Consider the following 19,916-nt stretch of genomic DNA (forward strand, 5'->3'; position numbering starts at 1 on the left):
CCTCTGCCGATCACACCTCACTCACTGGAGGGCGCCGTGCAGTCGGAGGGCTACGCATACGACACCCACAGCCGACTGGCCGGACCTCTCACCGAGCCGAGCGACGCGTCGTACCAGGTGCAGTACACCTCGCTGCTCTCCAGCGAGCCGCGCCGAATACAGGCCGTCCTGCTGATGACCCTCGCCCCGGTGCTCACCGGGACGCTGCTCGTCTACCTCGTCTGGCCCACGCACTGGGTGGAGCGCGACGGCGGGGAGAGCTGGCTGGTCGGGCTCGATGTCACGATGCTCATATCCATCGGGCTCATCGAGCTGTTCATGGTGGTCAATGTCGCCTCGGTCGCCCATGCCACGCTGGTCGCCCGTGACCCCGTCCCGGTGGTCCCCGAAGCCGGTACCCGCGTTGCTTTCCTCACCACGTACGTCCCCGGCAAGGAACCCCTCTCCATGGTCCGCGCCACCCTGGAGGGAGCCGTCCGGATCACCCACGCCGGGCCCGGCAGCGTCCTCGACGTCTGGCTCCTCGACGAGGGAGACGACGAGCAGGCGAAGGCGCTGTGCGCGGAGCTGGGAGTCCGGCACTTCACCCGGCGCGGCGTTCCGCAGTGGAACCAGGCCCACGGCGCGCACAAGGCACTGACCAAGCACGGCAACTACAACGCCTGGATCGCCATGCACGGCGACGCGTACGACTTCTTCGCCTCCGTCGACACGGACCACGTCCCGCGCCCCAACTTCCTCGAAAGGATGATGGGGTACTTCCGGGACCCCGATGTCGCCTTCGTGGTCGGGCCCCAGGTGTACGGGAACTATGCCGACCATCCCGTCACCAAGGCGGCCGAGTCGCAGCAGTTCCTCTTCCACGCGCTGATCCAGCGTGCCGGGAACCGGTATCGCTCCCCCATGTTCGTCGGTACCAACAACGTGGTGCGGATCGCCGCCGTGAAGCAGATAGGCGGGCTGTACGACTCCATCACGGAGGACATGGCCACCGGGTTCGAGATACACCAGCGGCGCAATCCCCTCACCGGCAACTACTGGCGGTCCGTGTACACGCCGGACGTACTGGCCGTCGGGGAGGGACCCGCCTCCTGGACCGACTTCTTCACGCAGCAGATGCGCTGGTCGCGGGGGACCTACGAGACGCTGCTCAAGCAGTACCGCAAAGCGCTGTTCCGGATGCCTCCGGGACGCCTGTTCTCGTACACCCTGATGCTCGTCTACTACCCGATGACGGCGGTCAACTGGCTGCTGGGCATCCTCAGTTGTGTCCTCTTCCTCTGGTTCGGGGCCTCCGGGACGCAGGTCGCCTCCTCGGTGTGGCTGATGCTCTACAGCGATGCCGCAGCCCTGCAGATCGGGCTGTATCTGTGGAACCGGCGGCACAACATCTCGCCCCACGAGCCGGAGGGGTCCGGCGGGCTCGCGGGCATGGCGATGTCGGCCCTGGCCGCGCCGATCTACCTCAAGTCCTTCGGTGAGGCCCTCGTCCGCCGGCCCAGCAGGTTCGTCGTGACCCCCAAGGGCGCGGACGCCAGCGCCGACCGTCTGCTCACCTTCCGTATCCACCTCTTCTGGGCGGTGCTCCTCGCGGCCTCCCTGGCCGCCTCGGTCGTCCTGGACCACACCCATGCGGCCATGCGGACCTGGGCCGTCCTGGCCATGGTCATCGCCCTCGCACCGGTCGCGGTGTGGTGCTCCACGCTCCTCAGGGAGCGGCGGGAGCGGCAGGCACCGCACCGGACCACTCGTGCCGTCGACGGCACGGAGCCCGCCCTCGCCACCAGCGGCGCGGGCTCCCCGGTCTCCGGAACCACGACAGGAGGCAGCTAGCGCCATGGCCCGGAACGCTGAGAACAAGTACCGCAAGAGCCCCGGGAACAGGACCACGAGGAGGGCCGTCCTCGGAGTCGGGGGCGTCATGGTCCTGGCCGGTCTCAACGCCCCCGCAGCGGTCGAGTTCGCGGGTGAGGAGTACCACGAGTACAAGATCGCCCAGCCCGAGTACCAGGCGAAGTACGGCTCCTGGCAGCGGGTCGACATCCCCGCGCAGTACCGCACCAACGCCATCCACGCGGCGCTCCTGCACACCGGCAAGGTGCTGATCGTCGCCGGGTCGGGCAACGAGCAGAAGAAATTCAACGCCGGGTCCTTCGACACCGTTCTGTGGGACCCGAAGGCGAACACCTTCAAGAAGATCCCCACCCCCGCCGACTTCTTCTGCTCCGGCCACACCCAGCTCCCGGACGGGCGGCTCCTGGTGGCCGGCGGCACCGCCCGCTACGAACTGCTCGACGGCGAGGTCAAACGGGCCGGCGGCGGTATGCGGGTCAAGAACGAGAACCCGCTCAAGTCGGTCTTCCTGAAGAAGGGCACCCGTTTCCGCTCGCCCGCCGGCGTCGAGTACGTCAGCCGCTTCGACGTCACCGTCCCGAAGGCCGAACCCGCAGCCGGTGCGGTCGGGGCCGGCGCGGTGCGGCCCGGGCAGGCCCCCGCCCCCGCCCCGGTGGTGGCGGGCGAGGCCCGGGTCTTCGTCGAGGCCGTCGAGGCCGGTCCGCTGTCCGTCACCGAGAAGCAGGCGCAGTACGACATCGTCGGGCTGACCGGCAAGGACGCGGCCAACACCTATGGGCTGAGCGAGAAGATCACCCTCGACAAGCAGGACTTCCAGGGCATCCGTGCCGCCTACGAGTTCGATCCCGTGGCGGAGCGGTATGTGCCCGTCGACCCGATGCAGAAGGCCCGCTGGTATCCGACGCTCGTCGGACTCGACGACGGGCGGGTGCTCGCCGTCTCCGGACTGGACGACGTCGGCATGATCGACCCCGGGGACAACGAGATCTACGACCCGAGGACCAAGAAGTGGTCGCCCGGCCCCAAGCGGTACTTCCCGACGTACCCCGCGCTCTTCCTGACCAAGGGCGGCAAGCTGTTCTACACGTCCTCCAACGCCGGTTACGGGCCCGCCGACCAGGGGCGGGAGCCGGGGCTGTGGGACCTGAGGACCAACACCTTCCGCAAGGTTCCGGGGCTGCGCGACCCGGACGAGACGGAGACCTCCTCCTCCCTGCTGCTGCCGCCCGCGCAGGACCAGAAGGTGATGATCCTGGGCGGCGGAGGCGTCGGCGAGTCCAGGAGGTCGACCCCGCGCACGGCCGTCGTCGATCTGAAGCAGGACAACCCGGTGTTCAAGGACGGGCCCGACCTCCCCCAGGGCACGCGGTACCTGAACAGCGTGATCATGCCGGACGACTCGGTGTTCACGACCAACGGCTCCGAGGACTACCGCGGCCGCAGCGCCAGCAACATCTTCAAGGCGCAGTTCTACGACCCGAAGAGCAACGCCTTCCGCGAGGCGGCCGCGCCCACCGTCGGCCGCAACTACCACTCCGAGGCGCTGCTGCTGCCCGACGGGCGGGTCGCCACCTTCGGCTCCGACCCGCTCTTCGACGACCAGCAGAACACCAAGCTGGGCCACTTCGAGCAGCGCATGGAGGTCTTCACCCCACCCGCGCTGCACCGGGGCGGCGAGAACCGCCCCGTACTGGAGGGCGGCCCTCAGGAGCTCGGCAAGGACCGCCGCGCGACCTACCGCACCGACCACCCCGAACGGGTGACGAAGGCCAGGCTCATGCGGCCCAGCGCGGTCACCCACACCACCGACGTCGAGCAGCGCTCCATCGCGCTCGGCCTGACCAAGGACGGGCACTCGGTGACGGTCGACGTACCGGACGATCCGGCCCTGGTGCCGCCCGGCTGGTACATGCTGTTCGTGACGGACGCGCAGGGCACGCCGTCCGAGGCCAGATGGATCCACGTGAAGTGACCCGGCCGGCCGGCCCGTCCGACCCGTGCCGCAGCCGTCGGCTACGGCTTGGAGTTGCGTGCGAGCTCCAGGGCGTACTCCGGCCACCAGGTGCCCGCGGCCGGCCCGCTCCCGCACGTCCCGTCGGACTCCCCGGGCCGCTTGATCCACAGGTAGGCGTCGAGGGTGGGATCGCCGGTGTCGGTCGTCGGGCGGGTGCCCAGCGCACGGCCCGGCGGGTTGCACCAGGCGCCGGGCAGCGGGCCGTTTCCGTTGCGGCTGGTGTCGACGACGAAGTGCTTGCCGCCGAGGTCGGCGGAGAGCTCCAGGCCGTACGCCTTGGTGAGCTCGTCCGTCTGGAAGTTGGAGACGTTGAGGGCGAACCCGTCGGCCTTCTCGATGCCGGCCTGCTTCAGCGGGTCGACCAGCTTCCACGGATCGCGGATCCAGGCCGGGTTGCCCGCGTCCAGATACACCTTGGTGTTCGGCTGCTGCTTGAGGCGGACGACCGCCTCGTTCAGCAGCTGCACGCGCTCGTCGTGGTACCCGGCCGGTGTACAGCCGTCCACGATGTGCGCGACCGCGTCCGGTTCGAGGACGACCAGGGCCTTGCCGTCCCCGAGCGCGTCCGCGAACTTGCCGATCCAGTCCCGGTAGGCGTCCGCGTCGGCCGCGCCGCCCGCCGAGTGCTGGCCGCAGTCGCGGTGCGGGATGTCGTACGCCACCAGGAGCGCCGTGCGGTTCTCCTCGTCCGCGGACTCGACGGCCGCCCTCACCTTGGGGCCCGGGTCGATCTCGCCGGCCGGCCACAGCGCCTGCGGTTCGTCCGCGATCCGCTTGAGCAGGTGCGCGTCCTGGGCGCGGCCCGCCCGCCGCCACTCCTTGATCTGCTTGGCGGCCGGGCTTTCCGGGTCGACCCAGAAGTCCATGGCGCCTGCGCGGGCCGCCTTCTTCGAGGCTCTGCCCGCCGCGGCGGCCGTGTCGATGTGGGACGCGGACGAGCAGCCCGCCGCAAGCCCGAGGACCGCGACAGCCGTGAGGATGTGGATCAGCCGGGACATGCTGCTCCCTGGAGCGAAGGTGACATTTACTGATGATTCGTCAGTAATCGTTGCACAAGGGATTTCAGGCTGCAGGGTTAGACATGGCAGCCGTGGGACGCGGCAGGCGTCCGGCGGCACGAGCGCGCTGCCCGGCGGCGTGGGCGCGGGGTGCCGCGTACTCCTCGCCCCGCAAGTGCGGGGGACCGATGGGCGAGACGGGGCTGACCAGCATGTGACCGGCCGGTAAGGTCGGTTCCGTGCCGAAGCCGCTCAGTCTTCCTTTCGACCCGATCGCCCGAGCTGACGAGCTCTGGAAGCAGCGCTGGGGAAGCGTGCCGTCCATGGCCGCCATCACCTCGATCATGCGTGCGCACCAGATCCTGCTCGCCGAGGTCGACGCGGTGGTCAAGCCGTACGGACTGACGTTCGCACGGTACGAGGCGCTGGTGCTGCTCACCTTCTCCAAGGAGGGCGAGCTGACGATGTCGAAGATCGGCGAGCGGCTCATGGTGCACCCCACCTCGGTGACGAACACCGTCGACCGCCTGGTGAAGTCGGGCCTGGTGGCCAAGCGCCCCAACCCCAACGACGGGCGCGGCACCCTCGCCTCCATCACGGACAAGGGCCGCGAGGTCGTCGAGGCGGCCACCCGCGACCTGATGGCGATGGACTTCGGCCTCGGTGCGTACGACGCCGAGGAGTGCGCGGAGATCTTCGCCATGCTGCGCCCGCTGCGGGTGGCGGCGAAGGACTTCGCCGAGGACTGACCCGGCCCAAGATCTCCCGGAACGGGCGGTTACGCTCGACGCCATGAAGAAGAGCGTGCTGACCCGCTACCGCGTCATGGCCTACGTCACCGGTGTCCTGCTGGTCCTGCTGTGCCTGAGCATGATCGCCAAGTACGGCCTGGACGTCAGCGGCGCCGCGGACTTCACCCGCGTCGTCGCCATCGCGCACGGCTGGCTCTACGTGGTCTACCTGATCTTCGCCTTCGACCTGGGCTCCAAGGCGAAGTGGCCGGTCGGCAAGCAGCTGTGGGTGCTGCTCGCCGGGACGATCCCGACGGCCGCCTTCTTCGTCGAGCGGAAGATCAGCCACGAGCTGGAGGCCCAGCTCACGGAGGGCTCGCCCGCGGTCGCGAAGGTGTGACGACGACCGACGTGATGGCCGCCAGGCCGCCGTTGGCCAGGCCCTTGTAGGTCACCGTCCGCGACGGCCCCAGCTCGTCCGCGAGCCGCTGCGCCAGCGCCGAGCCCGCACGGAACAGCCGCTCCCACTCGCTGTCGTACTTGCCGTCCACCCGGTCCCGGAGGGACAGGTTGAGCGTGTCGTCGATGCTCCGCGCCCATGCGCGGAGATCGGCGACCAGGCCGTCGGACAGATCCAGCGCGGCGGCGGGATCGTCGGGGAAGAAGTCCCCGAAACCGTCGGAGCGCAGCGGACCGTACTTGAACTCGCCCTCGACCGTGATGTCGACCGGGTGCGGCGGATCGCCGTGGCTGTCGCGTTCCCCGTGGAGGCGGTCGCAGCCCCAGCACAGCCGCTTCACCGTGCGACGGCGTTCGTCCCAGTAGTGGACCGCCCAGGAGGGGCCGAGGTGCCGGGCCAGGCGCTGTGCCGCCGTCAGGCCCCGCTCGACGTTCGGAGGGCCGGGCAGGGACCAGGAGCGCAGGGCGTCCAGGAGGTGCGCGGGCAGGGCGAGAGCGCTGTCCTCCAGCGGTATGCCGACGGTGAACGCATCTGGCTCCTCGTCCCACCAGCCGCCTGCGGGCTCGTACAGCGGGGACGGCTCGCCCCGGGCCTGCACGAGCAGATGGCGTGGTCCTTCAGGCGTCATACGGCACAAGGTAGGGCTTTTCCGAGAGGGCGCCGACCGGTTTTCGATCGGGCGGCCGCCCACGGACTGCCCTCGACATTTACTAGGACGTCCTAGTAAATTCGAAGCATGGACGCTGACGCCATCGAGGAGGGCCGCCGTCGCTGGCAGGCCCGGTACGACGCTTCGCGCAAGCGTGAGGCCGACTTCACCACGCTCTCCGGGGACCCCGTGGAGCCGGTGTACGGGCCCCGGCCCGGGGACACGTACGACGGCTTCGAGCGGATCGGCTGGCCCGGGGAGTACCCCTTCACGCGCGGGCTGTATCCGACCGGCTATCGAGGGCGTACGTGGACCATCCGGCAGTTCGCCGGGTTCGGGAACGCCGAGCAGACCAACGAGCGCTACAAGATGATCCTCGCCAACGGCGGGGGCGGTCTGTCCGTCGCCTTCGACATGCCGACCCTCATGGGGCGCGACTCCGACGATCCGCGCTCGCTCGGCGAGGTCGGGCACTGCGGGGTCGCCATCGACTCCGCCGCCGACATGGAGGTCCTGTTCAAGGACATCCCGCTGGGCGACGTGACGACGTCCATGACCATCAGCGGGCCGGCCGTTCCCGTCTTCTGCATGTATCTCGTCGCCGCCGAGCGGCAGGGTGTCGATCCCTCGGTGCTCAACGGCACGCTCCAGACGGACATCTTCAAGGAGTACATCGCCCAGAAGGAGTGGCTGTTCCAGCCGGAGCCCCATCTGCGGCTGATCGGCGACCTGATGGAGTACTGCGCGGCCGGGATCCCCGCGTACAAGCCGCTGTCCGTCTCCGGCTACCACATCCGCGAGGCCGGGGCGACGGCCGCGCAGGAGCTGGCGTACACGCTGGCCGACGGGTTCGGGTACGTGGAGCTGGGGCTCTCGCGCGGGCTGGACGTGGACGTGTTCGCGCCCGGGCTGTCCTTCTTCTTCGACGCGCACGTCGACTTCTTCGAGGAGATCGCCAAGTTCCGTGCGGCGCGGCGCATCTGGGCGCGCTGGATGCGGGACGTGTACGGGGCGAAGTCCGAGAAGGCGCAGTGGCTGCGCTTCCACACCCAGACCGCCGGTGTCTCCCTGACCGCCCAGCAGCCGTACAACAACGTCGTGCGTACGGCCGTGGAGGCGCTCGCGGCGGTGCTCGGCGGGACCAACTCGCTGCACACCAACGCCCTGGACGAGACCCTCGCGCTGCCGAGCGAGCAGGCGGCGGAGATCGCGCTGCGCACGCAGCAGGTGCTGATGGAGGAGACCGGGGTCGCCAACGTGGCCGATCCGCTGGGCGGTTCGTGGTTCGTCGAGCAGCTGACGGACCGGATCGAGGCGGACGCGGAGAAGATCTTCGAGCAGATCAAGGAGCGGGGGCTGCGGGCGCATCCGGACGGACAGCACCCGATCGGACCGATCACCTCCGGGATTCTGCGCGGGATCGAGGACGGCTGGTTCACCGGCGAGATCGCCGAGTCGGCGTTCCGGTACCAGCAGGCGCTGGAGAAGGGCGACAAGCGGGTCGTCGGCGTGAACGTCCACCACGGCTCCGTCACCGGGGATCTGGAGATCCTGCGGGTCAGCCATGAGGTGGAGCGGGAGCAGGTGCGGGTGCTGGGCGGCCGCAGGGCCGCGCGGGACGAGGCGGGGGTGCGGGCGGCCCTGGACGCCATGCTCGCCGCGGCCCGCTCGGGCACCAACATGATCGAGCCGATGCTGGACGCCGTACGCGCCGAGGCGACCCTGGGCGAGATCTGCGGGGTGCTGCGGGACGAGTGGGGGGTGTACACCGAGCCGGCGGGGTTCTGACGGCCGGCAACCGCAGACGCGTTTATGAAAATGTGACCTGCCTCCTTTTCCACGATCGTTCCCGTGCATAGCATCGGCCCGTCGAAACTGCCGACTCCCAGGGGAACTGACGGTGCGTAGGCTTTTCAGACCCAGGGCGGTACGGGCCGCCGTCGCCTTCGCAGCGGCCCTGCTGCCGTGCGCAGCGCTGGCGCCGGTCGCGGCCGCCCATGGTGGCCCGCCTCCGGTGAACCCGCTCGCCGCGCGGCTCGACGCCTACTGGAGCGCCGCGCGGCTCACGGCCGCACGGCCCGTCGACACCGGTCTGGACGCGGACTCCGCACCCTCCAGCCTGGAGACGGACTCGGTCTCCGCCACCGCCTCCTCGGCGGTGGACGGCCCCCGGCCCGGCGAGTACATCCCGCCGAGCCGCAGCTTCGACGGCATGTCCCAGGCCGGAACCTTCTTCTGGACCGACGTCAGCGGCACCGGTCGCACCTGCAGCGGCTCCGTGGTGCGCAGCCCCGGGCGCAACCTGGTGCTGAGCGCCGGGCACTGTCTGCGTGGCTACTCCGGCAGCTCCCCGCGCCGCAACCTGGCCTTCGTGCCGCGCTACCACGACGGCCAGAAGCCGTACGGAGTCTTCCCGGTCCGCCCGAACGGCGTCTACGTCCCGCAGGAGTACTACGACCTCGGGGAGCACGCGGGCGCCGAGTACGACTACGGCTTCGCCGTCACCGAGCCCAACCAGGACGGGACGCGGCTGGAGGACGTGACCGGCGGGGTGCAGCTGCTCACCGGCACCGGGTACCACCACGCCGCCGTGCGGATGATCGGCTACCCGGGCGGCGCCGAGAAGCCGCTGGAGTGCTGGAGCCGCACCACCCGCTGGGACAGCGACGACCCCGCCGAGCCGGGCAGTTACCCGCGCATCGCCTGTGACGCGTTCGTGGACGGCACCAGCGGCGGACCGATGCTGGTGCCGTGGCCGGGAGGCTGGGCGGTGATCGGGGTCGTCGGCGGCTACCACACCGGTGGTTACACCCCTCAGATCTCCTACAGCGCCTACTTCGGCAAGAACGTCCGGGCCCTGTACGGCCACGCGGTCGCCGGCGCCCCGCCGGCGGGCCCGAAGTCGTAGCGTCGCACGCCGCTACGGCTGCGGGGGTTCTGCTCCGAGGCCGGCGAGGAGCAGGGCCGTGAGGTCGCGTACCCAGTCCTCGTCGGCGGCGCAGCCGCTCACCAGCGTGCGGTGGACCACGGCGCCCGCGACCACGTCGAAGATGAGGTCGACCGTGCGGACGGCGTCTTCGGGGCCGGTCTCGGGGGGCAGTTCGCCGCGGGTCTGGGCGCGGGCGCGGCCCTCCAGGACCAGTCTCTTCTGGCGTTCCACGATCGAGGAGCGGATGCGCTCTCGCAGGGCGTCGTCGCGGGTCGACTCCGCCACGACCGCCATCAGGCCGCTCGCGGCCTCCGGGCGGGCCAGGATCGCCGCGAACTGCAGGACCACGCCCTCGATGTCGGCGGCCAGGCTGCCGCGGTCGGGCAGGACCAGTTCGTCGAAGAGTTCGGCCACCGCGTCGACGACGAGTTCGTTCTTGCCGGACCAGCGGCGGTAGAGCGTGGTCTTTGCAACCCCCGCCCGCAACGCGACGTCTCCCAGGGTGAGCTTCGACCAGCCCAGCTCCACCAGGGCCTCCCGGGTCGCCGCGAGGATCGCGGCGTCCGCCTCGGCGCTGCGTGGGCGTCCCGAGGCGCGGGTGGTGGGAGTGCGGCTCTGCATCCCACGACCATAACCGGCAGTTCCTGTGAGGCCGTGAGGGAGATCACCGGGGGGTGGTGTCGGAGAGGCACTCGGTGCCATTACGCTACGACTCGTAGCGAAAGCTCGTGAGTGACTCCACGGGTGACAACCACTGGCGCAGGGTGGGGACCCGGCGCCGAACAGAACGCAACAGGACCGGCTTTCTCAACGCTTTTCTCTGATGCGCGGGAACGGGGGAGGATAGACGCATGCAGCCACGGAACATGTCCATGAGCGGAGTCGTCGACCTCGCCGCGGTGAAGGCGGCCCAGGAGGCCAAGGCGAAGGCGGAGCAGGCCCGCGCCGAAGCGGCCCGGCAGGGCGGCGGTCCGGGAGCCGTCTCCCCGGCCGATCTCGTCATCGACGTCGACGAGGCCGGGTTCGAGCGCGAGGTCCTGCAGCGGTCCACCGAGGTGCCCGTCGTCATCGACTTCTGGGCCGAGTGGTGCGAGCCCTGCAAGCAGCTGAGCCCCGTGCTCGAGCGGCTCGCCGTCGAGTACAACGGGCGCTTCCTCCTCGCAAGGATCGACGTCGACGCCAACCAGATGCTGATGCAGCAGTTCGGGGTCCAGGGGATCCCGGCCGTCTTCGCCGTGGTGGCGGGGCAGGCGCTGCCGCTCTTCCAGGGGGCCGCCGGCGAACAGCAGATCCGCCAGACCCTCGACCAGCTCGTGCAGGTGGCCGAGCAGCGCTTCGGCCTGACCGGACTCACGGTCGACCCCGACGCCGAGCCGGGCGGCGGCCAGGCCGCCGCCGAGGCGGCGCCGGCCGGACCGTACGACGCGCTGCTCGAGGCGGCCGTACAGGCCCTGGACTCGGGGGACTTCGGCGGTGCGGTGCAGGCGTACAAGAACGTGCTGAGCGAGGACCCCGGCCACCCGGAGGCCAAACTGGGCCTCGCACAGGCCGAGTTGCTCCAGCGCGTCGGCGGCCTCGACCCGCAGCAGGTGCGCAAGGACGCCGCAGAGAAGCCGGCCGATGTGCAGGCGCAGATCGCCGCGGCCGATCTGGATCTGGTCGGCGGCCATGTGGAGGACGCCTTCGGGCGGCTCATCGACGCCGTCCGGCGCACGGCGGGTGACGACCGCGACACGGTACGTCTGCGACTGCTGGAGCTCTTTGAGGTTGTAGGGGCGGATGATCCGAGGGTGGCGGCGGCCCGCAGGGCGCTCGCCCGGGCCCTGTTCTGAGCAGGGCGGCGGCCCGGTTCTGACCAGTCGCTAAACACCAGGGCATGTGATGCCCGAGTGAAAGATTTGCCGGAGGAACGTCAGTGCGGCCGCGCTTTACCAAATCTTGGTAATCGCGGCCGCTGTTACTGGGAGTAAGTTCCGGCCGTTGATCTGTCGGTTTCTGTCCAACGATCAATAGTTTTGTCCGGGCCCCCGGCTGCACCCTCCGTCGCCACCCGGGACCTGTGGGTCGTCCTTCGGTTATCGCGCCGTTACTACCCAGTAACGAAGCCCCTTGTGCGGGCGGCGAGAATGCACCACGATCGGCCACGCTCGGTCCTTTCCCGTACCCCGACAGCCGGTTGGGTCGCGGGAGTTCCTGGGTCCCCACCGAGCAGAGCCTGCGCCCCTGGCGTCGGCTCTTGGGCAGGGGGGTCTTCGCCGCTCGGCGAAGCCTGTCCAGCAAGGTTGTGCGTGATGTGTGTCAGGCGCGACCAGTGGTTGTCGCTCGGGGGTGATCGCCGGTGATCGGTGCGCGGTTTGCGCCTCCGAGTGCGGGCGCTCTCCTTCCCGAGGACGTAGCACTTCTCCCATCCCTGCCCGGCTGAGCCGCCGACAGGCAGCAGTCAGGGCCAGGAGATGTACGTCCGAGAAGGAGGAAATATGGAGTCCCAGGTGCGTGGCGGGACCAGATGGAAGCGGTTCGCTGTGGTCATGGTGCCCAGCGTCGCCGCTACGGCCGCGATAGGTGTCGCCCTCGCGCAGGGCGCTCTCGCCGCGTCGTTCAGCGTGTCCGGCCAGCAGTTCAAGGTCTCGGCCGACCAGCTCGAAGGTGACGGCTTCTCGCAGTACGGGGCCATTGACTCGGGGTACACCCTCGACGGCAAGAAGACCGCCCACCCGGTGGCGGTCTCGGCGTTCAAGTCCGCGACCATCAAGGGCCTGTGCCAGTCGGTGGTCACCCCGAACATCCCGTTGCTGGGCAGCGTCAGCCTGATCCTGCACGCGGGTGGCGGCGAGAAGCCGGTCGAGGCCGACAACCTGTACATCGACCTCGATGACCTGAGCGCCGACGCGACGTTCACGAACATCGACATCGGTGTGGCCGCGGGGAGCGCCAGCAAGGGCCCCGGCATCAAGAGCGGTGACACCGCGAACCCGAACGGATTCGCACAGCAGGCCGAGCACGCCTCGCTGACCGGTGTGAAGCAGACGGCGTGGGCGACCACCGCCGGAACCTTCAAGCTCAGCGGGCTGAAGATGTCCGTCTCGACGGGCACCCACGAGTGCTACTAGGCACTTGGTGACGGGCGGGGGAGCCGATGGCGCCCCCGCCCGTCCACCTTCCACCACATTCTTCACACGTAGTGCAACTCACCACCACAGCACCATCACCACAGCAAAGCCGCACCAGGGAGCTGTTTTCCATGAGCGCCGAGACTCCTGCCGTACCCGCCGGCCAGTTCAGTCGCCGGAGGGTGCAGTTCCGCGCCTGGCGGGGCACGCGGCCGTTCTGGGCCGGCCTGTTCGTCATGCTTGCCGGACTCCCGATCGCCTACTTCCCGTACGCCCACTTGCAGGTGGGGCATCTGACGCTGGCGATGGCCACCACCGCCGGTGCCGGGTCCCTGATCATCGGTGTGCTGCTGGTCGTCCTGGGCTTCAGCCTCTGGTTCCAGAAGCACGTGCGCACCTTCGCGGGCATCGCGGCGATCCTGCTGGGGCTGGTGTCCATCCCCGTGTCCAACCTGGGCGGGTTTCTGATCGGCTTCCTGTTCGCCCTGGTGGGCGGAGCGATGGCCGTGGCCTGGTCGCCCGGCGAGCCGCCGGCCGAGGCGGCGCAGGAGGACGTGCCGGGAGCGGGCGGTGCCCCGCAGGCACTCGACCCGGACACCACCATCCTCAAGCCCGTGGTGGGCGAGCCGAACGATCTGTCAGGAACGAGCCCGGCGAACGGGGCGAACGGGAGGCACAGTGCCGGCTGACGAGGTGACCCACGGGACTGATGTGGACGAGTCCCGTGTGAGAACCGGGCCGCGCCATGCGGCACCCAAGAAGCCGCTGTTCACCAGGTTCCACATGCCGGCCGGCAAGGCGATAGCCACGGTGGCGATGCCGACCGCGGTCCTCATGGGAATGGGGTTCACGTCGTCGCTCGCGCTCGCCGACAGCGGAGGCGGCTCCGCGACGACGAACAGCCAGAAGGCCGACGAGTACAAGGACTGCGTCACCGCGGTCGACGGCTCCACGGCATCGCCGTCGCCGTCCGCCTCGGCGAGCTCCGGTGACACGGCCGACAAGGCGACGCCCTCGCCCTCGTCCTCCACCGGCACGTCCAAGGACTCCTCGGACACGACGTCGGGCAAGACCGGTTCGTCGGATTCAGGTTCCGACGACAAGGCCACGCCCACGCCCTCCGCCTCGGAGAGTTCGGGCAAGGGCACCTCGGGCGGCGACACCGCCACGCCGAGCCCCTCGGCGTCCGCGAGCAGCGGCGGCGGTCTGCTGGACGGCATCGGCGACGCGCTCGGCGGCCTCCTCGGCGGCGGCAGCGACAGCTCCACGTCGAGCGCGAGCCCGACGCCCACGCCGTCCGCCTCGGCGAGCACCAGCAAGGACTCCGCGTCCTCGGGGTCTTCGGGTACGAGCGCCTCGGACACCGTCAAGGAGGCGACCGAGAAGGCCACCGACACGGTGGGCAAGACCGTGAAGGACACGACCGACACGGCGACCAAGGCGGCGGAGGAGGCCACCAAGGCGGCCCAGACGGCGGCCGAATCGGCCACCTCCGCCAGCCCCTCGCCGAGCTCGTCCACGGACGCGGCGAACTGCGAGGCCGCCACGGACGACACCGGCGGCGTCGACAACAAGGTGCCGGTGGCGGACGCCCCCTGGTACCTGAACGCCAGCTCGCTGACCCTGAACAAGGCCGACTATCAGGGCATCGTGAAGGTGAGGACGGCCAACGGCACCGTCAAGAAGGTGCTGAAGTACGTCATCTCCGGCGGCACCGACATCGGTGACCTGCACCAGATGGTCAAGGACACCGACATCAACAAGACCTACCACGTGCAGGCCGCGAAGGGTTCGCATTCCACGATCACCGGCGGCACGACGACGATGTACACGGAGTCCATCTCCGGCAACCTGTTCGGTCTGATCCCGCTCACGTTCACCCCGGACAGCCCGCCGCCGCTGAACATCCCGTTCATCTACTTCACCAACGTGAAGGTCGTCCAGGCCGCTCAGTTCGGCGGCACCCTGCACGTGCCGGGCATGCACCTCTACACGACCGACGGAACCGGCTGACCGCCGTCACAGACCCGTCCGGGAGCCGCAGAAGGACTGAGGGCGCCCCCTGTTCGCAGGGGGCGCCCTCAGCGCCGTACAAGAGCCTTTGTGGCTGCGTCAGTTGGCGCCGCCGCCGGCGATGTGGTGGACGCGGAGCATGTTGGTGGTGCCGGGGACGCCGGGGGGCGAGCCGGCCGTGATGATGACGATCTCGCCCGGGTTGAAGCGGTTGATCTTGGCGATCTCCTGGTCGACCATGTCGACCATCTCGTCCGTGGTGTTCACGAACGGCACCACGTGCGACTCCACGCCCCAGCTGAGGGTGAGCTGGTTGCGGGTGTTCTCGTCGGTGGTGAAGGCGATGATCGGCTGCTGGGCGCGGTAGCGCGACAGCCGGCGGGCCGTGTCACCGGACTGCGTGAAGGCCACCAGGCCCCGGCCGCCGAGGAAGTCGGCGATCTCGCACGCGGCGCGCGCGACCGAACCGCCCTGCGTACGCGGCTTCTTGCCCGGCACCAGCGGCTGCAGGCCCTTGCTCATCAGCTCCTGCTCGGCCGCGACGACGATCTTCGACATCGTCTTCACGGTCTCGACCGGGTAGGCGCCCACGCTGGACTCCGCGGACAGCATGACCGCGTCCGCGCCGTCCAGGATCGCGTTGGCGACGTCGGAGGCCTCGGCGCGGGTGGGGCGGGAGTTGGTGATCATCGACTCCATCATCTGGGTCGCCACGATCACCGGCTTGGCGTTGCGGCGGCACAGCTCGATGAGGCGCTTCTGCACCATGGGGACCTTCTCGAGCGGGTACTCGACGGCCAGGTCGCCACGGGCCACCATGACGGCGTCGAACGCCATCACGACGGCCTCCATGTTGTCGACCGCCTGCGGCTTCTCCACCTTGGCGATGACGGGGACGCGACGGCCCTCCTCGTCCATCACGCGGTGGACGTCGTCCACGTCCTTGGCGTCGCGGACGAAGGACAGCGCGACCATGTCGCAGCCCATGCGGAGGGCGAAGCGGAGGTCCTCGACGTCCTTCTCGGACAGCGCGGGCACGTTGACGGCCGCGCCGGGCAGGTTGATGCCCTTGTGGTCGGAGACGACACCGCCCTCGATGACGATCGTCTTGACCCGGGGGCCCTCGACGTCCAGGACCTTCAGCTCGACGTTGCCGTCGTTGATCAGGATCTGGTCGCCGCGGTCGACGTCACCGGGCAGGCCCTTGTAGGTCGTACCGCAGATGGACTTGTCGCCCGGGACGTCCTCGGTGGTGATGACGAACTCGTCACCGCGCTCGAGCTCGACCGGGCCTTCCGCGAAGGTCTCCAGTCGGATCTTCGGGCCCTGCAGGTCGGCGAGGACACCGATGGCACGGCCGGTCTCCTTGGACGCGGCCCGGACGCGGTCGTACCGCGCCTGGTGCTCGGCGTGGGTGCCGTGGCTGAAGTTGAACCTGGCCACGTTCATTCCGGCCTCGATCATCGAGACCAGCATTTCGTGGGAGTCGACCGCGGGGCCGAGAGTACAGACGATTTTCGAACGGCGCATGGGGCGATCCTATCGGTTTGTTTCGCCGCGGAATATTCCGTCTGGCGGAAGATACAAATGGGCGGGTCCGCGCTCAGGCGTGTTACTGCGGTGTATTCCTCGGGGTTCTTCAGCCGGTCATGCGGCGAAGCCGCATTCGTTACTGCCCGACCAGTGCATAGGTCTGTGTGGCGATCTCCAGTTCCTCGTCGGTCGGCACCACGGCGACCGCCACGCGCGCGTGCGCGGGCGAGATCAGCCGCGGTTCGTCACTGCGTACGGCGTTCAGCTCGCTGTCCACCGCCAGGCCCAGCTCCTGAAGGCCCGCAACGGCAGCCTCCCGCACCGGACCCGCGTTCTCCCCGACTCCCGCGGTGAAGGCGACCGCGTCCACCCGGCCGAGTACGGCGTAATAGGCGCCGATGTACTTCTTCAGCCGGTGAATGTAGATGTCGAAGGCGAGTTGCGCCTCTTCGTCACCTTCGTCGATGCGGCGACGGATCTCCCGCATGTCGTTGTCACCGCACAGCCCGATCAACCCGCTCTTCTTGTTGAGAAGAGTGTCGATCTCGTCCGTGGACATTCCGCCAACACGCATCAAATGGAAGATGACGGCCGGATCCATGTCCCCGGATCGCGTACCCATCACGAGCCCCTCCAAAGGCGTCAGCCCCATGGAGGTGTCCACGCACTTCCCGCCCCGTACGGCGGAGGCGGACGCGCCGTTGCCGAGGTGCAGCACGATGACGTTGACCTCCTCGGGCGCCTTCCCGAGCAGCTCGGCGGTGGCCCGGGACACATACGCGTGCGAGGTCCCGTGGAATCCGTAGCGCCGGATCCGGTGCTCGTCGGCGGTCTTCACGTCGATCGCGTAGCGCGCGGCCGACTCCGGCATCGTGGTGTGGAAGGCGGTGTCGAAGACGGCGACCTGCGGCAGGTCGGGCCGCAGCGCCTGCGCGGTACGGATGCCGGTCAGGTTGGCCGGGTTGTGCAGGGGCGCCACCGGTATCAGCCGTTCGATCTCGGCGAGCACGGTGTCGTCGATCACGGTCGGCTCGGTGAAGGACTGCCCGCCGTGCACGACCCGGTGCCCGATCGCGGCGAGCTCGGGGGAGTCCAGCCCCAGCCGGTCCTTCGCCAGCTCCTCCGCCACGGCCTTCAGGGCCGCCGCGTGGTCGGCGACGGTCCCGTTCCACTCACGGGTCTCGCCGCCCGTCCCGAGCGGTGTGTGCGTGAGCCGTGAGGTCTCCTCGCCGATCCGCTCGACGAGGCCCACGGCGAGCCGGCTGCTGTCCCGCATGTCGAGCAGCTGGTACTTCACCGACGAGGAACCGGAGTTGAGGACGAGGACACGGGACGGACTCACTGGGCGGACGCCTTCTCGTTCGGGAGCTGGGCCTGTATGGCGGTGATGGCGACGGTGTTGACGATGTCCGAGACGAGAGCGCCCCGGGACAGGTCGTTGACGGGCTTGCGCAGACCCTGGAGCACCGGCCCGACGGCGATCGCGCCGGCCGAACGCTGCACGGCCTTGTAGGTGTTGTTACCTGTATTGAGGTCAGGAAAGATCAGAACCGTTGCCTGCCCGGCGACTTCGGAGTCCGGCAGCTTGGTCGCCGCGACCGTCGGCTCCACGGCGGCGTCGTACTGGATCGGCCCCTCGATCTTCAGGTCGGGCCGCCTTTCCCGGACCAGTTCGGTCGCCTCGCGCACCTTGTCGACGTCGGCGCCCGAGCCGGACGTACCCGTCGAGTACGACAGCATCGCGATCCGCGGTTCCACACCGAACTGCTCGGCGGTGGCGGCCGACTGGATGGCGATGTCGGCGAGCTGCTGGGCGTCCGGGTCGGGGTTCACGGCGCAGTCGCCGTAGACGAGGACCTTGTCGGCGAGGCACATGAAGAAGACGGAGGAGACGATGTCGGCGTCCGGCTTCGTCTTGATGATCTCGAAGGCGGGGCGGATGGTCGCGGCGGTGGAGTGCACCGAGCCCGACACCATGCCGTCCGCGAGGCCCTCCTGGACCATCAGCGTGCCGAAGTAGTTGACGTCCGAGACCACGTCGTACGCCAGCTCCACGGTGACGCCCTTGTGGGCGCGGAACTGCGCGTACTTCTCCGCGAAGGAGTCACGCAGCTCGCTGGTGGCGGGGTCGATCAGCTCGCATCCGCCGAGGTCGATGCCGAGGTCGGCCGCCTTCTTGCGGATCTGCTCGACCGGGCCGAGCAGGGTGAGCTCGCAGACCCCGCGGCGCAGCAGGACCTCGGCGGCGTGCAGGACGCGCTCCTCGGTGCCCTCCGGGAGGACGACCCGGCGCTTGTCGGAGCGGGCCTGTTCGAGCAGCTTGTTCTCGAACATCATCGGGGTGAGGCGGTCGCTGCTGGGCGCGGAGACCCGCTTGTTGAGGTCGCCGGTGTCGACGTACCGCTCGAAGAGGCCGAGCGCGGTCTCCGCCTTGCGCGGAGTCGCCGCGTTCAACTTCCCCTCCAGGGCGAAGAGTTCGGCGGCGGTCGGGAAGCTGTTGCCGGACACCGAGAGCACCGGGGTGCCCGGGGCGAGGCGGGCGGCGAGGGTGAGGATCTCGTCGCTCGGCACCTCGTTCAGGGTGAGCAGCACGCCGGCTATCGGCGGGGTGCCGGCGCTGTGCGCGGCCAGCGAGCCGACGACCAGGTCGGCGCGGTCGCCGGGGGTGACGACCAGACAGCCCGGGGTCAGGGCGGGCAGGAAGTTCGGCAGCATCGCACCGCCGAAGACGAAGTCCAGCGCGTCGCGCGCCAGTCCCGAGTCGTCGCCGAGGACGACCTTCGCGCCGAGCGCCTGGCCGATCTGGGAGACGGTGGGGGCGGCGAGGGCGGGCTCGTCCGGGACGACGTAGCACGGCACGGGCAGGCGGGAGCCCAGCTTCTGCGCGATCTCCTCCCGGTCCTCGCGCGCGACCCGGTTGGTCACCATGGCGAGGACGTCGCAGCCCAGGCTCTCGTACGCGCGGTAGGCGTTGCGCGTCTCGGCGAGCACGGACTCGGTGCTCTGCCCACGGCCGCCCACGACCGGGATCACGGACGCGCCGAACTCGTTCGCCAGCCGGGCGTTGAGGGAGAGCTCGTCGGGGAGCTGGGTGTCGGCGAAGTCCGTGCCCAGGACGAGGACGACCTCGTAGTCGCGCGCGACCACGAGGAAGCGTTCGACGAGGGTGGACACCAGTTCGTCCGTCCCCCGCTCCGCCTGGAGGGCGGACGCCTCGTGGTAGTCCATGCCGTAGACCGTGGCCGGGTCCTGGGAGAGCCGGTAGCGGGCGCGGAGCAGCTCGAACAGGCGGTCGGGCTGGTGGTGGACGAGCGGCCGGAACACCCCGACCCGGTCGACCTGCCGGGTCAGGAGCTCCATGACTCCCAGCTCCACGACCTGACGGCCGTCGCCCCGGTCGATCCCGGTCACGTACACGCTGCGCGTCACGCGTGCTCGCCCCTTCCTTGCGCCGTTATAAAAATCGCCCACCGAGGTGAGCAGAACCCTCTTGACAATACCCCTGACGCTGGATAAGGCGCCCGTCAGGCCCGGGGCTCGGGCCGACGTCCCGATAGGGCCAATCGGGTTATAGCTGACAGAACGGATATCGTCCTGTCGGGCATGAAACAATCGGACCGGCTCA

General features: G+C 69.4%; 16 protein-coding genes. 10 read left to right on the forward strand and 6 right to left on the reverse strand.

What is annotated here, in order from left to right; genetic code table 11:
• The first annotated feature begins 36 nt into the window (after positions 1-36).
• Complete coding sequence (locus ACWC1K_RS23445; RefSeq protein WP_450833927.1) at positions 37-1,833, forward strand: glycosyltransferase family 2 protein; 1,797 nt, start codon at positions 37-39, stop codon at positions 1,831-1,833.
• Between the two features lie 4 nt (positions 1,834-1,837).
• Positions 1,838-3,826: a galactose oxidase-like domain-containing protein gene (locus ACWC1K_RS23450; RefSeq protein WP_450833929.1), complete on the forward strand. Its 1,989-nt coding sequence runs from the start codon at positions 1,838-1,840 to the stop codon at positions 3,824-3,826.
• A gap of 41 nt (positions 3,827-3,867) precedes the next feature.
• Here ACWC1K_RS23450 and ACWC1K_RS23455 read toward each other — a convergent pair whose 3' ends face one another.
• On the reverse strand, positions 3,868-4,866 hold the full coding sequence (locus ACWC1K_RS23455; protein WP_450833931.1) for a glycoside hydrolase family 6 protein: 999 nt from the start codon (positions 4,864-4,866) through the stop codon (positions 3,868-3,870).
• A 239-nt stretch (positions 4,867-5,105) separates the two neighbouring features.
• Between ACWC1K_RS23455 and ACWC1K_RS23460 the strand changes: the two genes are divergently transcribed.
• Entirely contained in the window at positions 5,106-5,615 is a 510-nt protein-coding gene (locus ACWC1K_RS23460) for a MarR family winged helix-turn-helix transcriptional regulator (RefSeq protein WP_450833932.1), read from the forward strand.
• 43 nt (positions 5,616-5,658) lie between these two features.
• Positions 5,659-5,997, forward strand: coding sequence for a DUF3817 domain-containing protein (locus ACWC1K_RS23465; protein WP_450833934.1), 339 nt, complete (start codon positions 5,659-5,661; stop codon positions 5,995-5,997).
• Here ACWC1K_RS23465 and ACWC1K_RS23470 read toward each other — a convergent pair.
• Positions 5,963-6,685 carry a hypothetical protein gene (locus tag ACWC1K_RS23470; protein ID WP_450833936.1) on the reverse strand — a complete coding sequence of 241 codons (723 nt, stop codon included), beginning with the start codon at positions 6,683-6,685 and terminating at the stop codon, positions 5,963-5,965. The two genes, ACWC1K_RS23465 and ACWC1K_RS23470, sit on opposite strands and share 35 nt — an antisense overlap.
• A 108-nt stretch (positions 6,686-6,793) precedes the next feature.
• Between ACWC1K_RS23470 and ACWC1K_RS23475 the strand changes: the two genes are divergently transcribed.
• Both ACWC1K_RS23475 and ACWC1K_RS23480 read left to right on the forward strand, forming a co-directional pair.
• Positions 6,794-8,494 (forward strand): acyl-CoA mutase large subunit family protein, encoded by a 1,701-nt coding sequence (locus ACWC1K_RS23475; protein WP_450833938.1) that lies wholly within the window; start codon positions 6,794-6,796, stop codon positions 8,492-8,494.
• A 112-nt stretch (positions 8,495-8,606) separates the two neighbouring features.
• On the forward strand, positions 8,607-9,614 hold the full coding sequence (locus ACWC1K_RS23480) for a trypsin-like serine peptidase (protein WP_450833940.1): 1,008 nt from the start codon (positions 8,607-8,609) through the stop codon (positions 9,612-9,614).
• 12 nt (positions 9,615-9,626) lie between these two features.
• On the opposite strand, the gene ACWC1K_RS23485 is transcribed toward ACWC1K_RS23480, so the two are convergent.
• Positions 9,627-10,256 (reverse strand): TetR/AcrR family transcriptional regulator, encoded by a 630-nt coding sequence (locus tag ACWC1K_RS23485; RefSeq protein WP_450833941.1) that lies wholly within the window; start codon positions 10,254-10,256, stop codon positions 9,627-9,629.
• Positions 10,257-10,486: 230 nt separating this feature from the next.
• Between ACWC1K_RS23485 and ACWC1K_RS23490 the strand changes: the two genes are divergently transcribed.
• From ACWC1K_RS23490 to ACWC1K_RS23505, 4 genes are all read left to right on the forward strand, one after another.
• Positions 10,487-11,467: a tetratricopeptide repeat protein gene (locus ACWC1K_RS23490; RefSeq protein ID WP_450833942.1), complete on the forward strand. Its 981-nt coding sequence runs from the start codon at positions 10,487-10,489 to the stop codon at positions 11,465-11,467.
• A 645-nt stretch (positions 11,468-12,112) separates the two neighbouring features.
• Positions 12,113-12,745, forward strand: coding sequence for a DUF6230 family protein (locus ACWC1K_RS23495; protein WP_450833943.1), 633 nt, complete (start codon positions 12,113-12,115; stop codon positions 12,743-12,745).
• Positions 12,746-12,876: 131 nt separating this feature from the next.
• Positions 12,877-13,434: a DUF6114 domain-containing protein gene (locus ACWC1K_RS23500; protein ID WP_450833944.1), complete on the forward strand. Its 558-nt coding sequence runs from the start codon at positions 12,877-12,879 to the stop codon at positions 13,432-13,434.
• Positions 13,424-14,758, forward strand: coding sequence for a hypothetical protein (locus ACWC1K_RS23505; RefSeq protein WP_450833946.1), 1,335 nt, complete (start codon positions 13,424-13,426; stop codon positions 14,756-14,758). Before ACWC1K_RS23500 ends, ACWC1K_RS23505 begins: the two co-directional genes overlap by 11 nt.
• 99 nt (positions 14,759-14,857) lie before the next feature.
• Here the strand turns inward: ACWC1K_RS23505 and pyk are convergent, their stop codons facing one another.
• The 3 genes from pyk to pta form a co-directional block, all read right to left on the reverse strand.
• A complete protein-coding gene (gene pyk / locus ACWC1K_RS23510) occupies positions 14,858-16,288 on the reverse strand; it encodes a pyruvate kinase (RefSeq protein WP_450833947.1) in 1,431 nt (476 codons plus the stop codon).
• Between the two features lie 139 nt (positions 16,289-16,427).
• Positions 16,428-17,633 carry an acetate kinase gene (locus ACWC1K_RS23515; RefSeq protein ID WP_450833948.1) on the reverse strand — a complete coding sequence of 402 codons (1,206 nt, stop codon included), beginning with the start codon at positions 17,631-17,633 and terminating at the stop codon, positions 16,428-16,430.
• A complete protein-coding gene (gene pta, locus ACWC1K_RS23520) occupies positions 17,630-19,720 on the reverse strand; it encodes a phosphate acetyltransferase (RefSeq protein WP_450833950.1) in 2,091 nt (696 codons plus the stop codon). The genes ACWC1K_RS23515 and pta overlap by 4 nt, the downstream gene beginning before the upstream one ends.
• Positions 19,721-19,916: the final 196 nt, after the last annotated feature.

This window comes from Streptomyces sp. NPDC001492 (genome assembly GCF_053597275.1).

Excerpts from the sequence above, each read along its gene's own strand:
- ACWC1K_RS23455 (WP_450833931.1), bottom strand. The coding sequence starts at position 4,866 with ATGTCCCGGCTGATCCACATCCTCACGGCTGTCGCGGTCCTCGGGCTT.
- ACWC1K_RS23450 (WP_450833929.1), top strand. The coding sequence starts at position 1,838 with ATGGCCCGGAACGCTGAGAACAAGTACCGCAAGAGCCCCGGGAACAGG.
- pyk (WP_450833947.1), bottom strand. The coding sequence starts at position 16,288 with ATGCGCCGTTCGAAAATCGTCTGTACTCTCGGCCCCGCGGTCGACTCC.
- ACWC1K_RS23500 (WP_450833944.1), top strand. The coding sequence starts at position 12,877 with ATGAGCGCCGAGACTCCTGCCGTACCCGCCGGCCAGTTCAGTCGCCGG.
- ACWC1K_RS23465 (WP_450833934.1), top strand. The coding sequence starts at position 5,659 with ATGAAGAAGAGCGTGCTGACCCGCTACCGCGTCATGGCCTACGTCACC.
- ACWC1K_RS23475 (WP_450833938.1), top strand. The coding sequence starts at position 6,794 with ATGGACGCTGACGCCATCGAGGAGGGCCGCCGTCGCTGGCAGGCCCGG.
- ACWC1K_RS23470 (WP_450833936.1), bottom strand. The coding sequence starts at position 6,685 with ATGACGCCTGAAGGACCACGCCATCTGCTCGTGCAGGCCCGGGGCGAG.
- ACWC1K_RS23485 (WP_450833941.1), bottom strand. The coding sequence starts at position 10,256 with ATGCAGAGCCGCACTCCCACCACCCGCGCCTCGGGACGCCCACGCAGC.
- ACWC1K_RS23490 (WP_450833942.1), top strand. The coding sequence starts at position 10,487 with ATGCAGCCACGGAACATGTCCATGAGCGGAGTCGTCGACCTCGCCGCG.
- ACWC1K_RS23495 (WP_450833943.1), top strand. The coding sequence starts at position 12,113 with ATGGAGTCCCAGGTGCGTGGCGGGACCAGATGGAAGCGGTTCGCTGTG.